General features: G+C 36.6%; 13 protein-coding genes. 7 read left to right on the top strand and 6 right to left on the bottom strand.

What is annotated here, in order from left to right:
• The first annotated feature begins 1,585 nt into the window (after positions 1-1,585).
• From F6K23_RS33180 to F6K23_RS33170, 3 genes are all read left to right on the top strand, one after another.
• A complete protein-coding gene (locus tag F6K23_RS33180) occupies positions 1,586-2,263 on the top strand; it encodes an HAD-IA family hydrolase (RefSeq protein ID WP_293164218.1) in 678 nt (225 codons plus the stop codon).
• Entirely contained in the window at positions 2,239-2,418 is a 180-nt protein-coding gene (locus F6K23_RS33175) for a hypothetical protein (RefSeq protein WP_293164215.1), read from the top strand. Before F6K23_RS33180 ends, F6K23_RS33175 begins: the two co-directional genes overlap by 25 nt.
• A gap of 797 nt (positions 2,419-3,215) precedes the next feature.
• Positions 3,216-3,914 carry a hypothetical protein gene (locus F6K23_RS33170; protein ID WP_293164212.1) on the top strand — a complete coding sequence of 233 codons (699 nt, stop codon included), beginning with the start codon at positions 3,216-3,218 and terminating at the stop codon, positions 3,912-3,914.
• Here F6K23_RS33170 and F6K23_RS33165 read toward each other — a convergent pair.
• On the bottom strand, positions 3,911-4,495 hold the full coding sequence (locus F6K23_RS33165; protein WP_293164209.1) for a helix-turn-helix domain-containing protein: 585 nt from the start codon (positions 4,493-4,495) through the stop codon (positions 3,911-3,913). The genes F6K23_RS33170 and F6K23_RS33165 overlap by 4 nt on opposite strands.
• Positions 4,496-4,695: 200 nt before the next feature.
• Here F6K23_RS33165 and F6K23_RS33160 point away from each other — a divergent pair, with 200 nt between their 5' ends.
• Entirely contained in the window at positions 4,696-4,953 is a 258-nt protein-coding gene (locus tag F6K23_RS33160; RefSeq protein ID WP_293056207.1) for a BolA family protein, read from the top strand.
• Between the two features lie 220 nt (positions 4,954-5,173).
• Positions 5,174-5,509, top strand: coding sequence for a Grx4 family monothiol glutaredoxin (gene grxD / locus F6K23_RS33155; protein WP_293164206.1), 336 nt, complete (start codon positions 5,174-5,176; stop codon positions 5,507-5,509).
• Positions 5,510-5,600: 91 nt separating this feature from the next.
• Here grxD and F6K23_RS33150 read toward each other — a convergent pair whose 3' ends face one another.
• Positions 5,601-5,855, bottom strand: coding sequence for a DUF6761 family protein (locus tag F6K23_RS33150; protein ID WP_287276112.1), 255 nt, complete (start codon positions 5,853-5,855; stop codon positions 5,601-5,603).
• Positions 5,856-6,677: 822 nt separating this feature from the next.
• Between F6K23_RS33150 and F6K23_RS33145 the strand changes: the two genes are divergently transcribed.
• Complete coding sequence (locus F6K23_RS33145; RefSeq protein ID WP_293164203.1) at positions 6,678-7,463, top strand: response regulator transcription factor; 786 nt, start codon at positions 6,678-6,680, stop codon at positions 7,461-7,463.
• 1,291 nt (positions 7,464-8,754) lie between these two features.
• Here the strand turns inward: F6K23_RS33145 and F6K23_RS33140 are convergent.
• The 4 genes from F6K23_RS33140 to F6K23_RS33125 all read right to left on the bottom strand — a co-directional run bounded on the left by F6K23_RS33140 (position 8,755) and on the right by F6K23_RS33125 (position 10,871).
• Positions 8,755-9,510: an ATP-binding cassette domain-containing protein gene (locus tag F6K23_RS33140; protein WP_293164200.1), complete on the bottom strand. Its 756-nt coding sequence runs from the start codon at positions 9,508-9,510 to the stop codon at positions 8,755-8,757.
• A 131-nt stretch (positions 9,511-9,641) separates the two neighbouring features.
• Positions 9,642-9,764: a hypothetical protein gene (locus tag F6K23_RS33135; RefSeq protein WP_293164197.1), complete on the bottom strand. Its 123-nt coding sequence runs from the start codon at positions 9,762-9,764 to the stop codon at positions 9,642-9,644.
• A complete protein-coding gene (locus tag F6K23_RS33130; RefSeq protein ID WP_124146780.1) occupies positions 9,724-10,281 on the bottom strand; it encodes a hypothetical protein in 558 nt (185 codons plus the stop codon). Before F6K23_RS33130 ends, F6K23_RS33135 begins: the two co-directional genes overlap by 41 nt.
• Positions 10,282-10,502: 221 nt before the next feature.
• Positions 10,503-10,871 (bottom strand): DUF1830 domain-containing protein, encoded by a 369-nt coding sequence (locus tag F6K23_RS33125; protein WP_293164194.1) that lies wholly within the window; start codon positions 10,869-10,871, stop codon positions 10,503-10,505.
• Between the two features lie 476 nt (positions 10,872-11,347).
• On the opposite strand from F6K23_RS33125, the gene F6K23_RS33120 reads away from it, so the two are divergent.
• Entirely contained in the window at positions 11,348-12,922 is a 1,575-nt protein-coding gene (locus tag F6K23_RS33120; RefSeq protein WP_293164191.1) for a photosystem II high light acclimation radical SAM protein, read from the top strand.
• Positions 12,923-13,313: the final 391 nt, after the last annotated feature.

Here is a 13,313-nt window from a genome sequence, read left to right as displayed (position 1 = left end):
TCAAAGGAAATTTTTTCTTCTCTTGGTCGATTGGATATAGCGAGGAGACCTCGCCATCCCATCCTAACGGACTGCTCCGCAAACGACCGCTTATTATCCCCTTAAAAGGGGAGGCTTTAAACCACAATCTTTCGGTAAGTCGGAGAAAGTAAATGATAGTTTTTCGGCTATATTTTCCTAGATTAATTGTTAAAAATAAATTCATCAACACAATTAATTATGACTAAATTACTCTCAATCAACCACTTTTAATAATAAGAAAATTCAAATATTCAGGACTTACGCAAATTAACTTTTCAAGCACCATTTGTAGGGGCGCGATTCGGAGCTTTGCGGAACGCAAATGGTATTCGCCCTCTCTAATATGTAGAGTCTCTGCGTAAGTCCTGATATTATTAGATTTGATTTCTATAGCAATTTTATTTTAGTTGTGAAATATATTAGGTTTTTAGGGAAAAAGGAAAAGGGAATGGGAAATATTAAAGCAATAGAATTCTCATATAAATCATTCCCGATCGCTATATTTAGCTTTGGTATTTCTACAGCTTTACAGCAGATTGAAGGTAAATGAGGTACACATAAGAATGGTAAAGCGTTTGTACTGCGGGCATCTTGCCCGCGACTGGTTTACCTCACTAATATGAAATACACTGTAATGGTAGGTATAGGTGGAGAAAAACAAAACCTGAAATGGGAGCAAGATGCTCCCACTAGCTATACAATTATAATCAACCACTACCTTATAGAAAATTAATATCCACAATTATTCTTCTACTGAAAAATCTTTGATTATTTTTTTTACTTGATTTTTTGTTTGAATATCTAATACTAATTCCTAAAAGTAATGCTATATTTAGGTGAAACTTCAGTTATTAAGTAATTAACTTATATATAATAAATTTTTTGTTGATTTTAGTAAATTTAATGTTAATTATTATTATGTTTACTTCTCCCCTACTCCCCTACTAAATAAAATGTATAAAAGTTTTTGAGAAATGGTATAATATAAATTTCATGTGAGGCTGTACAGAGTTATGAAATTTATTAACTTGTCTGTTTTTATCAGTGTCATTTCACTCTAGATTTTGGTAATAAATTTATTGATTTTCAGACAGCGAAAGATAAATTTATTCAAGCTTGAAATAACGTGGTTTCCTCAATACAGAAAATTGCACAGTTTAGAATGAAACAGCACTGTGTTTTTATCTATAAAAAATTTGATTTAAGATACTATTATGTACAACTTCATATAAATTTAGTATAAATTATTTTAATATCTATTTAACTATAAAGATAGATTTTACTTCTCCTGGCTACTGACTACTTACCGAAAAATTAAGGTATAAAGCCTCTCCATTCATCGAGGAAAAAGCGGTCGAGGGATGGCGAGGAGACCTCGCCATATCCAATCGACTCCTGTGAAGAAAAAAATTCCTTTTAACCCAATCCTCTCCTTGAAAAGAAGAGGTAATTCTAAATTCTTAATTCTAAATTCTAAATTATTGAATACTCAAAATACCCTAAGTATTTATAGTAAAAATTCATAAAAACAGTATAACTAATTAATTATAATTATCAAAAAACGATGAATAATTTCCCAAAAATCACTAATGTTATTTATGACTTAGACGGTTTACTTCTAGATACAGAATCAATTCATGCTCAGGTAAATTCAGAAGTTACCAGTCGTTATGGCAAAATTTTCGACAAACAAACTAAGTGCAAAATTACTGGTAGAAAATCAATTGATTCTGCCAAAGCAATTGTAGAATTATTAGAACTACCCGTCACTCCCGAAGATTATCTTCAACAAAGAAATACCCTCACATATCAACGCTTTCCTAAAGCAAAACCAATGCCAGGTGCAGTTCATCTTACCCAACATTTATATCAAAATAAAATACCTCAAGCTGTAGCTACCAGTTCTTCCAAGGAACCATTTAATTTAAAAACAAAAAATCATCAAGAATGGTTCCAATTATTTAATTATATTGTTGTAGGAGATGACCCTAATCTTAAACATGGAAAACCAGCACCAGATATTTTCTTAATAGCTGCCGAAAAATTAGGTGCTTCTCCCAAAAATTGTTTAGTATTTGAAGACTCTTTAGCAGGAATGGAAGCTGCCTTAACAGCAGGAATGTCCGTAGTAGTTGTACCCGATCCTGACATGGATAAAACCTTATTTTATTCCGCCCATCAAATTCTTAATTCCTTAACAGAATTTCAACCCCAATTATGGCAACTACCACCATTCTTTTGAAGAAGGAAGAAGGAAGAGGGAAGAGGGAAGAAGGAAGAAGGAAGAGGGAAGAAGGAAGAAAGAAGAAGGAAGAAGGAAGAGGGAAGAAGGGAAAAGTGGATACAACCCAAAAAACTTGTAGACACCATGTAGACCTTGAGGTATTAAATCCATAAAGGAAAAGATAACAATATATTATCGTTACCTACAGTGTCCACAATTGATTAGAGTTTAACTAACTATCAGCATTTTCCGTTCCGGAATGCTCCGCAAACAGCATTTCCAGACCGAAACACTTTTTAATTCTCTATTTTGAAAAATTAACCTAAAACCTAAAACCTACAACCCTCTTCAAAACCATATATAGCAATATGCGCTGGCATATTTAGGGTTTGCGCTTCACTAGTCTTTTAGTAGGGGTAGGAGACAGGAAGCAGGAGACAACCCACCCCTCGCCCCTCCCCCTCCCAGGAGGGGAAGACAGGAGAAATGGGGATGAGCGAGGAGGTAGAAGCAAGAATTGTAAGAATAATTTTTCCGCTCAACTATGCGCCTAAAATACGCTCCTTTTTGAGAATAAAGAGCTGAAAACCAGGCACTTTTTTCAACCTAAAACAGCTAAAACCTTTATCTATCAATGTTTTTAGATTTAATCAGCAAGCCCTATTTACAAATTACAGGAGGTGTCCAATAGCTAAACTCTTATATGATACCTACGGAATGCTTGCGCAAACGGCTTTTTATTCCCCCTGTTGCCTCACAGGAGTCAGCATTCCGCAAGCGAAATGGCGTCGTCGCGGGGTCTGACCGCTGTTGCCTATTGCCAGATGAGCTGCGCACAGCGCTTTTTTTTTGAAAAAATTATATTATATCTAAAAATTGACACTTTCACCGTTAAATATCGCGATTATAACGGGAGTCCTCTTTCAACATTTATGATAGTTTTTTATTTATACAAACCCACTAAATAATTATGATATTTACTCAACCTATTCCTTTAATTCGCTCCAAATTCGGCTTTACTCTCTCAATTACGGCAGCTTTCATTCTTTTACAACAACCACTTAATGCTCAATCTGAAAATTCCGCAGAGCAAGAAATTCTGATTCAAGTTCCACCAGAAAACTCCACAGACCCAGAAAACCTTCCTTCTTCTCCAGTTCCAATACAACCCACACAACCCGAAAATGTTCGTCCTTTAAATGAACAAAATAGTCTTCTCAGTCTTCAGGGAGGACAACGTTTAATGAGTGAAGCTGACAATGCCATTGCCTCAGAGAATTATGATTTAGCTAGTCAGAAACTTCAAGAAGCTCGTCAAATATTTAATCAACTTTCTAATTTCTATAGTCAATTAGCTGCTAGTTTTTCTGGTATTGATAATCGTCTGGCAGATGACCAACGTACCAAAGCATTGGACACTGCTCAAATGAGAGACCAGGCCACTTATCAATTAGCTTTAGTCCACCGGGCGCAAAACCAACCTGAATTAGCAGTACCATTACTTGTTCAAATTATCAGTTCTCAGCAACCTACTCGGGATCTAGGAAAAAAAGCCTACCAACAATTACTAGAATTAGGATTTGTTGATATTCCCTATCCTAGATCCTCTGGAGAGGACCAACCTCCTAACTCATCCCAGTCTCGTGACATTCCCGGCGCTGACCTCTAAGAGGTACAGCGCGGGCTTCCAACATCGCTGTTAGACATTGCTGCCCTACGCCACTTATCTAGGTAAAAAGCCCCCGACAGCCCGACTTGACAGCCAATTTCTTTCCCCCAGAGACCCTGGGTACTAAGCATTTCATAGCCTCGGTTGCAGATTTCTTGGGCCGAAGCTACGTCTCTATCTACCTCATATTTGCATTCTGGACAGCTATGCCATCTCTCAGAAAGTTCTTTTCTTACCTCAATCCGACAATTTGGACAGGTTTGAGATGTGCCTTTGTGGTCCTTACGTTTGAATCCAATATGATTGTGTTGCTTTTCTACCTTGAGTCTAGGAAACTCTTTTTTGGCTTGAGGAAGCTTGTTTTGCTGCTGCTGATATCCAGGAAAGGGATAATCAGCACTCATGATGTATTCTGAATCCAAGCTACACCTATCTATTGGACAGTTTCTAGAAGCAATCCAATCCTTGAGTTCCCGAAGTGCATAATTGTATGCCACTCGACAAGTTTCGAGCCATTCATTCAATAACTCGACTTGTTTTTCATCAGGATAAATTCGATAAGTGTAGTTCAAAATCAACATACAAGCAATTCTACCACAAAAAAATAAGTCCGGTAATTGCTGATTTTACCGGGGTTGACCGGATCAAACCAGCTTGGGGAAGTCTATGTATCCCGACTCTAAATCGTAGATTATGGAGCGGGACTTATCGCTCCCCCAAACCCTCTCGAATAGTTAATTTTAATTATGTAGAATAACAGTAACTTTACAGGTGAAGAATAATGAATCTAGAAGAAGTTGAATTAATGATTAAAGCTGAATTGCCAGATGCTCAAGTACAAGTCCAAGATTTAACCGGAGGTGGCGACCACTTACAAGCTACTGTTGTTTCGTCTCAGTTTGAAGGAAAAACTCGAGTTAAACAACATCAAATGGTTTATGCTGCTGTACAAGAACCTATGGCTTCTGAAGCTATCCATGCTTTGGCTCTAAAAACTTATACTCCTCAAGAGTGGGAAGCTGCAGGACAAACTTCTTAATTTTTGCTTTTGAGTTACAAGGCAGACAGGATTATTTGGTTATATTAGCCATAATTGATTAACTCTGATAATTTGCCCCAATATATCAGGCAAATTAATAGTATCTATAAATCAAACAGCACTCGGCTATTTAGTTAAGGATATCAGCCATAAGTTGTTATTAGCTAAATGCTGAATGCTTTGATGACCATCTATCATCTATCTATTTGAGGAAATAGCTATGACTCTAACTCCAGAATTGAAAGCAAAAATTGATAACTTAGTTACTCAGAATAAAATTATGGTTTTTATGAAGGGTAATAAATTGATGCCTCAGTGTGGTTTCTCTAATAATGTTGTACAAGTATTGAACATTTTAGGAGCTACCTATGAAACTTTTGATGTGTTAGAAGATCCAGAAATTCGTCAAGGAATTAAGGAATATTCTCACTGGCCAACAATTCCCCAGGTTTACATTAGTGGCGAATTTATCGGTGGCTCTGATGTGATAATTGATATGTTCAATAACAATAAAGAAGAACTAGAGCAAAAGGTAGCAGTTGCTTTAGCCTCTTAGAGACTCTGCATTTGTCACTCTAAAACTATTAAAAAAAAGAATGAAGGGCGTTATTCAATACCCTTCATTTTTAGATTCCAACTGCTGTAATTTAGTAATAATCTATTTCAGTTTCAGTTTGTAATGCTGGCATTTCAAAATTTGAAGGGTCGTATATGTAGCGAGTTGTTTCTTCCTCCAATCTATTGATTAAAAATGGTTCGATCGCTTTTGATATTCTCAAAGATGCTAGGTAGCCATCTAAATATATACGCATCTCCTCATAGCGGTAACCACGGTTCCACATTTCGACGAGGGCGTCAGTGAGTTTTTGATAGTGGCGAATTGTTAGAGCGTCGGTTAACATGACCTTTTTATTCTCAGAATTAATGGTTATATTTTCAGTTAAAACCTAGTCTTTAGGTTAATGTAATTTTATTTTTGGTGCAACTAAAGAGTGTTTTTTTTTAGATTAGTGTTAATTAACTATAAAGTTGGTATTACACATTACAGGAACACTTATAGCTGAACATTTTTTTGACTATATCTTTTTGCTACTTTTAATTTTAAAACAATTTCCTCAATCCTCTCAACTCTTTAGTAGACTTATAAATCTATTGATTACCAGTCCATCTTATTTCTACAATAGATTTATTGTACTTTCCGCTAATTTTCAAAATAAATTCAAAAATATTGAGTTGGAAAAAAAATAAAATATGTGATATATTAAAATGTTGAATACACTAACCACTTTAATTTTAGTTGTGCAAAATATAAAGAATTAGAGAAAATTTTGTCTGGAATACAGGTGATAGACGCTAGATAGTAAGGCCAATAATTAATTTACCATTAGACATCTGCAATAATCAAAAATAAAATCAACTATCGCACAGAAATTATCAATTCTTTCCCCCTACTCCACTCGTTACCGAATAATTAAGGTAAAAATCCTCTCCTTTAAAGGAGAAAAAAGCGGTCGATTGGATATGGCTCCGAGACCTCGCCATATCCAATCGACCAAGAGAAGAAAATTTTTTCTTTTTAGTCAATCCTCTTCTTTTCAAGGAGAGGTAATTATTAATTAATAATTAATAATTAATTGTTGAAAGTTATCTATGTTACAAAACTCTTACTAGACTTTATGCTAAATTAGTAGTAGCTAATTTTAGGGAAAGCCAGTAGGAATTAAGTGGGAGCTGCTTGTATTCTAATTGTAGAAGGAAATCCGCGTTTGCGATCGCTGCTTGGTTGGCATTTGCAGCAAACAAACCACTTGGTACATCAGTCAGCCAATATTCATCATGCCAAGAAATTAATACATAGTCATTGCCCAAATCTAGTGATTATGGAAGCTGACCTAACTGATGAAAATAGTCTAGAATTTTGTCAGTGGGTTCAGCAACATCAACAGTCCTTAATTTTTATGCTATCCTCGCAAACAACTGAAGCAGATATTGTTGCAGGATTAAAATCTGGAGCAGATGACTATCTCACCAAACCTTTTGGTATGCAAGAATTTATGGCCAGAGTAGAAGCACTACTACGTCGCCAGAGGAGTATTAGTTCTAGCCCACCTATCAGTCTAGATTATGGTGATTTGATTATTGATTTAGTACATCGTAGAGTTAAATTGAACGGCAGTTTAATTGATTTAACTCCACAAGAATTTAGTCTCCTTTATGTCTTAGCTCAATCAGGGGGAATACCCCTAACTCGCTCACAATTACTACACAGAGCATGGCCAGACTCTATAGATAATCCTCGTACCATAGATACCCATGTACTATCTCTGCGAAAAAAAATCGAAATTGACCCTCGCCAACCTAGTCTAATTCAGACAGTTAGGAATGTAGGATATAGGTTCAATCGAGAAATCTTAACTATAAATACATGGGAAAAGAATTATAAGAGCTTTGACACTCTCACCGTTAAATCAAAGATTGTAACGGGAGATTCTTGTTTCGCAGATTCTTAACTAGGTAACAAATCAAACAAGTTGAGTTGTGCCCCCGTAAAACCATCTCCACAAGCTTTATTGCCCCGTCTTTACGCCCTCGGAAACCTTAGGGCAGGCGGTGCGCTTTTATTTAACCCTGTGCCCCACGGCTATTAATCACCATAACTGATGCTTCCTTAATTTGCAACCCCTCAATTAACTTAGCACTTTGAAATACCGAATCGCCGTTAAATCAGCACGGTTATAACGGGAGTCCTCTTTCAAAATTTTTGATAGACAACCTCAAAAAGTTACACCTGCTTAATACGGTGTTGCTGAATAAATGTATGATTTCACAGGAGTCATTAGGGGCGAACCGCCGTTTGCTAGGGCACAACTATCGTTAACGTCCATACAGAAGTCAGTAGCTAGAAAGGAGTTTTTCGGTTGCTAATCATCGTAAAATTTCGGTAAGTGGGAAACCACCGTCTTTTAAGCGGTGGATGGAAACGACTCGACGGATTTTAATCCGTAGTCAAAAAATGTGTTATAATTAACCTTAAACTTAAAAAGTAGCCTCAATGGTCTTTTGGCTGGAGAGAGTAGTGGCAATTGACACCGCCTAGTGGACTGCTGCTGTATACGTACTACGGTACGGTACTGGCAATGTGGTTGTTGCGAGCAATGTGAAAATCGAGGTTTTAACCCAATTTACAACTCCTAGTCACGAATCCACGCGGATTTATCCCGTGGAGTGTCAAAGATATAGTTAAAGAAATAGGTATAATTTGTACTAATGTTTTGGCTGAAAATTTACCCAAAGTTAAATTTCATATCTTATATAGAACCCATTTGATAGCTATATAATTATGGTAGCCAAGTCTTTTCGCCCATCAATGAGTGAGGAAAAATCTGAAAAAGAGTGTTGAATTTTTTGTATTATTTCTCCCCACATCTTCCCTCTTCCCTCTTCCCTCCTGTCTCCTGTCTCCTGTCTCCTGTCTCCTAGCTAGAAAAATTTAATATTTATGAAGATACGCTTAGGGGTTCTATAGAATCCGGTCATATAATATATGTTTATAGCTCTATAATTACCGAAAATTTGTGGGTATGCGCCTCCCCTTTTAAGGGGATAATAAGCGGTCGTTTGCGGAGCAGTCCGTTAGGATGGGATGGCGAGGAAACCTGCGCCATATCCAATCGACTCCTGTGAAGAAAATTTATCCTTTGAGTCAATCCTCTTCTTTTCAAGGAGAGGTAATTATTAATTATTAATTGTTGAATTCAAGCCTTTAATCTCCCCTACTCCCCTACTTTCCCTAATACTAAACTAGCTCCATTCTTCAGCTTCTTGTATTTGTCTTTGTGCCTGAATCATACTATGGCGTAAATTAACCCAATCAACTTTACTACTAGGAGAGTCTTCAATTAATTCTCCTTGCTGTAAATGTAACAATTGTGTACAAAACTGTTGAGCTAAATCTATTTGATGGTTAACCATAATAAGCGTTACCCCACTATCTGTTAATGTTTTCAACACTTCTATAACTCGATCTGCTGTACCAACATCTAGAGCTGAGGTAGGTTCATCCAATAATAGAATTTTAGGTTGAATTACAACACCACGAGCGATCGCTACTAACTGTTTTTGCCCCACTGAAAGTTGTAATTCTGACCTGGATAACCAGTCGGGAGGAATATGCAACTGCTGTATCCAATATTCACATCTTTGCTGAATTTCAGGTGGCCTTATTCCTCTGAGTTTTAAAGGATAAGCGATCGCTTCTGCTACAGACATTCCTAAAAGTTTTGATTCCTGTAAAACCATTGTTACTTGTTGTCGTAGTTGAGTAACAGGAATCTTGCTATACTCATGGTTCTCTAAATATATAGAACCAGAAGTTGGGGAGTTTAGTCGATTTAATAATCGCAATAGAGACGTTTTCCCTGCTCCAGAAGCACCTACCATCGCCACCCTAGCACCTTTTTCTACAGCAAAAGAAATATCTTTCAGTAAATACTGAGAGCTAACTGGAGCGGTCAAACTTACTCGGTCTAAATATAGTTGAGGCTGTTGCTGTCCCATGTTTTCTCTTTAATTCTTGATGAGTTTAATACCCTGCACTGATAGAGAGTGTGGGAGGTGTGGGGAGGGTGGGGAGTGTGGGGAGATAAAAGATACCTATAAACAAAAATTCGGTTCTTCCTTGTAAAATACTATCCCATGCACTTTTTTAGTCCTTCGGTTCTTCCCTCTTCCTTCTTCCTTCTTCCTTCTTCCTTCTTCCTTCTTCCTTCTTCAAGAGGAAATAGCGATCGCGTTGGAAATAGTCCAGGCATCTACTAATAGTAACAATATCGTACAACCGAATAAAATCAAATACATCCAAGGCTGTGATAAAGGACGTACATCAGTAGTATCTATACCTGTCTTGGCCTCAACTATTCTCACTAACTTGGCAAAACCCACTATTCGCATGGGCAACAAATAACCTTTTTCAGAATTACTTACAAAGTAATATACTAAACCTCCCTGACCTGTAGTCCGGGGTTTGAGAGCTTTTATTTCTGCCCAAGGCAAATACCAACCTTTGCGAAACAGGTCTGGCACCCAGACTGGATAAGATACCTGAATTCCTTGGTCATCAATAATTACTCGTTCTGTTAAAGCTGCGTATAATGCTACTGCTCCTAGTGCTAGTCCCGCTCCTAAAATCATAGGAGGTACTGGCGCATTTGTGACTTGAGATAGAAAAGGTAGAGGTATAGTCAATGCCACATACAAACTTAAAAGGGTTATTTTAATCAGAGGAGAAATTCTAAATACAAAAATTTCTGAGTCTTGATTTTGAGACATTTTTTCTTAACTAAATATTTTTAATTTAAGATACTTATTATTTGTTCATTAAAAACTTTAGAGGAAACAGGTATAAACCCATTTCCTCTCTAACATCCCTTTGAATACAAAAATACAAAATAACTGCATTGGTTGGGAGTATTAATTATCTAAGACATCAACTTTTTTCTGATGGAATAATTGTGACTCAGTTGATATATCCTCGACACTTCTAAATTAAATTAATCCACTGCGCTTAGAACTGCTGCTGGTTTTGCAGGAGTTTTCCGTCTTTGAGGTAAACTAACTAATTTTGGTATACCCTGTTCAGTTTTAGAAATAGAGGAATAAGGGCCTTGATTTATTTGTAGGCGATCGCAGGGTACTGTATCAGATAGTATAGAACTTGCCACCATGCCTGTATGAATTTCCATAGAAGCGCCTGTAACAGCTTCAAAAACTAAACGCTGGCCTGGAAATACAACCCTTTCAAAATACCAATTCGGTACATTACTAATTCTCGCAATTTGGATTTGACTTGTTGCATTAACGTAGCAGCAAAGAATTTGATTTGAACTGTTAGATGGTAAGGGATCAAGAATTTGTGCCATAGTCTATTGAAAAGTTTTTACTTTAAACAAGTTTTAGTTATATTTACAAGTTAACATTAAGCAATCCCAATCAGTTGTAATCTTGAATACTGACTGATAATTTTAGCATCACATGGCCCATATAAATCTGTAGAAAGTCTTAAAATTATTCCAAATTTTCAGCTTCTTATTTGATTTAGGCTTCTTAGATAAGGGAGATGAATTTAGCTCTGTATAGTCGGGAGTAGGCAAGTAGAAAGGAGTTTTTTCCTAATTAGCAGGATGATTTCCACTCTTAAATTTTTGGATCAAAACTTACATTCTTAGGAGCTTCATACTTAAAATTACCAACACCCATATTTTACTATTATTAAGATTGTGTATCAAAAATTTAAGAAAATAAATACTAAAATTAAATAAGTCCACCATCTTTGTTATCTTTCTTCAAACAAAAAAATAATAACAAAACGTTATATATCTGATAAGAGACATTCATTATGGAAAATAAAGTTCTTTACGTTCGTCTTCCTTGTAATCCTATTTTTCCCATCGGAGTTGTTTATCTCGCAGATCATGTCCACAAGTACTTACCAGAAGTAGAACAACGAATATTTGACCTTGGGGCAGTACCTCCTCTGGACTATAAAACAGCTCTCAATGATTGTATTGATGAGTTCAAACCAAATCTATTAGTCTTTTCCTGGCGAGATATTCAGATATATGCACCTGTGGGAGGTCGTGGAGGCAACCCTCTACAAAACGCTTTCGAGTTTTACTATGCGAAAAACCCTCTGATTAAATTTAGAGGTGCAATAGGAGGTTTACGGTTAGCTGTTTCCTATTACACAGAACTCTGGCGCAATGTAGGATTAATAAAACAGGGTCTCAAGAGGGCGAGAAATTATCGACCTGAAACTCGTGCAGTAGTTGGTGGTGGAGCAGTAAGTGTATTTTATGAACAATTGGGTCGTAGTCTACCCACTGGTACTATTGTATCTGTAGGAGAAGGAGAGGTATTGTTAGAAAGACTACTTCGAGCAGAAGATTTTAACGATCAACGATGTTATGTGGTAGGAGAAACATCGCCACGCGATCGCTTAATTCACGAAAAACCTGCTCCTGTTGAAAAAACTGCCTGCAACTACGATTATATTAATAGTATCTGGCCAGAATTTGTATATTACTTACAAGACCAAGATTTCTATATAGGGGTACAAACTAAACGTGGTTGTCCCCATAACTGTTGTTACTGCGTCTATACAGTTATTGAGGGTAAACAAGTCCGGATCAACCCTGCGGATGAAGTCGTTGCAGAAATGAAGCAACTATACGAGCGCGGTATTCGTAATTTCTGGTTTACTGATGCTCAGTTTATTCCTGCTCGTAAGTTTATGGATGATGCAGTTGAATTATTGCAAAAAATCCTTGATGCAGGTATGGATGATATTCACTGGGCAGCATATATTCGTGCTGATAATTTAACTCCCGAGTTGTGCGACCTCATGGCAAAGACTGGGATGAATTATTTTGAAATTGGCATTACCAGTGGTTCCCAAGAACTCGTCCGCAAAATGCGAATGGGTTATAACTTGCGGGTAGTATTGGAAAATTGTCGAGATTTAAAAGCTGCTGGTTTTAATGATTTGGTTTCGGTTAATTACTCATTTAATGTAATAGATGAAACCTATGAAACTATTCGACAAACTATTGCTTATCATCGAGAATTAGAGAAAATTTTTGGAGCAGAAAAAGTAGAACCTGCTATCTTTTTTATTGGGTTACAACCTCACACTCACTTAGAAGATTATGCCCTGAAAAATGAAGTTCTGAAACCAGGATATGACCCCATGAGTTTAATGCCTTGGACTGCCAGAAAGTTATTATGGAATCCAGAACCTTTAGGTGCTTTTTTTGGAGAAGTTTGTTTAGAAGCTTGGCAAAGAAATTCTAATGATTTTGGTCGTGAAGTAATGAATATTTTAGAAGAAAAATTAGGTCGTGCTGAACTGGAAGAAGCTTTAAGTGCGCCTTTGGTATCTTCTGAGAAAAAACAGTTAGTAAAAGCAGGTTAATGTGTAAGGATTAAGTAGTGAGCTATCAGCTATCAGCTATGAGTTATTAATTCATTATCTTGGAAGAAGGAATTAGTATTCAAGGAGAATGAAAAATTATGTTTGCGCAGAATTCCGCAGGAAATGAAATAGTACTTTCAGCTAACCTTAATTATTGCTTAGTTCTTTCTTTCAAATGCTGATAGCTGTTTGAGCAGGATTCCGCAGGAAATGCTTAGGTTAATGTTAATCGGGGTGCGTTATTAGCGCACCTTTTCGTATTAATAAATTTCATCTAAACCTGTAACTATAATTTCATCAAGAATATAATATTCATTATTTATACTGAGCCTTTACAGCGCTTTTGAGATTGATGAACCACATCGTCATCACCAAAACCTTGTAAGGGCGA

Origin of the sequence: Okeania sp. SIO2C9 (genome assembly GCF_010672455.1) — a bacterium.
Classification (GTDB): domain Bacteria; phylum Cyanobacteriota; class Cyanobacteriia; order Cyanobacteriales; family Microcoleaceae; genus Okeania.
The sequence above is the reverse complement of the archived record's forward strand: the minus strand, read 5'-3'. Positions and strand labels throughout refer to the sequence as shown.

What these genes read in the sequence shown, in the direction of transcription:
- F6K23_RS33180 (WP_293164218.1), top strand. Translation starts at nt 1,586, where the DNA reads ATGAATAATTTCCCAAAAATCACTAATGTTATTTATGACTTAGACGGT.
- F6K23_RS33175 (WP_293164215.1), top strand. Translation starts at nt 2,239, where the DNA reads ATGGCAACTACCACCATTCTTTTGAAGAAGGAAGAAGGAAGAGGGAAG.
- F6K23_RS33170 (WP_293164212.1), top strand. Translation starts at nt 3,216, where the DNA reads ATGATATTTACTCAACCTATTCCTTTAATTCGCTCCAAATTCGGCTTT.
- F6K23_RS33165 (WP_293164209.1), bottom strand. Translation starts at nt 4,495, where the DNA reads ATGTTGATTTTGAACTACACTTATCGAATTTATCCTGATGAAAAACAA.
- F6K23_RS33160 (WP_293056207.1), top strand. Translation starts at nt 4,696, where the DNA reads ATGAATCTAGAAGAAGTTGAATTAATGATTAAAGCTGAATTGCCAGAT.
- grxD (WP_293164206.1), top strand. Translation starts at nt 5,174, where the DNA reads ATGACTCTAACTCCAGAATTGAAAGCAAAAATTGATAACTTAGTTACT.
- F6K23_RS33150 (WP_287276112.1), bottom strand. Translation starts at nt 5,855, where the DNA reads ATGTTAACCGACGCTCTAACAATTCGCCACTATCAAAAACTCACTGAC.
- F6K23_RS33140 (WP_293164200.1), bottom strand. Translation starts at nt 9,510, where the DNA reads ATGGGACAGCAACAGCCTCAACTATATTTAGACCGAGTAAGTTTGACC.
- F6K23_RS33135 (WP_293164197.1), bottom strand. Translation starts at nt 9,764, where the DNA reads ATGCCTGGACTATTTCCAACGCGATCGCTATTTCCTCTTGAAGAAGGA.
- F6K23_RS33130 (WP_124146780.1), bottom strand. Translation starts at nt 10,281, where the DNA reads ATGTCTCAAAATCAAGACTCAGAAATTTTTGTATTTAGAATTTCTCCT.
- F6K23_RS33125 (WP_293164194.1), bottom strand. Translation starts at nt 10,871, where the DNA reads ATGGCACAAATTCTTGATCCCTTACCATCTAACAGTTCAAATCAAATT.
- F6K23_RS33120 (WP_293164191.1), top strand. Translation starts at nt 11,348, where the DNA reads ATGGAAAATAAAGTTCTTTACGTTCGTCTTCCTTGTAATCCTATTTTT.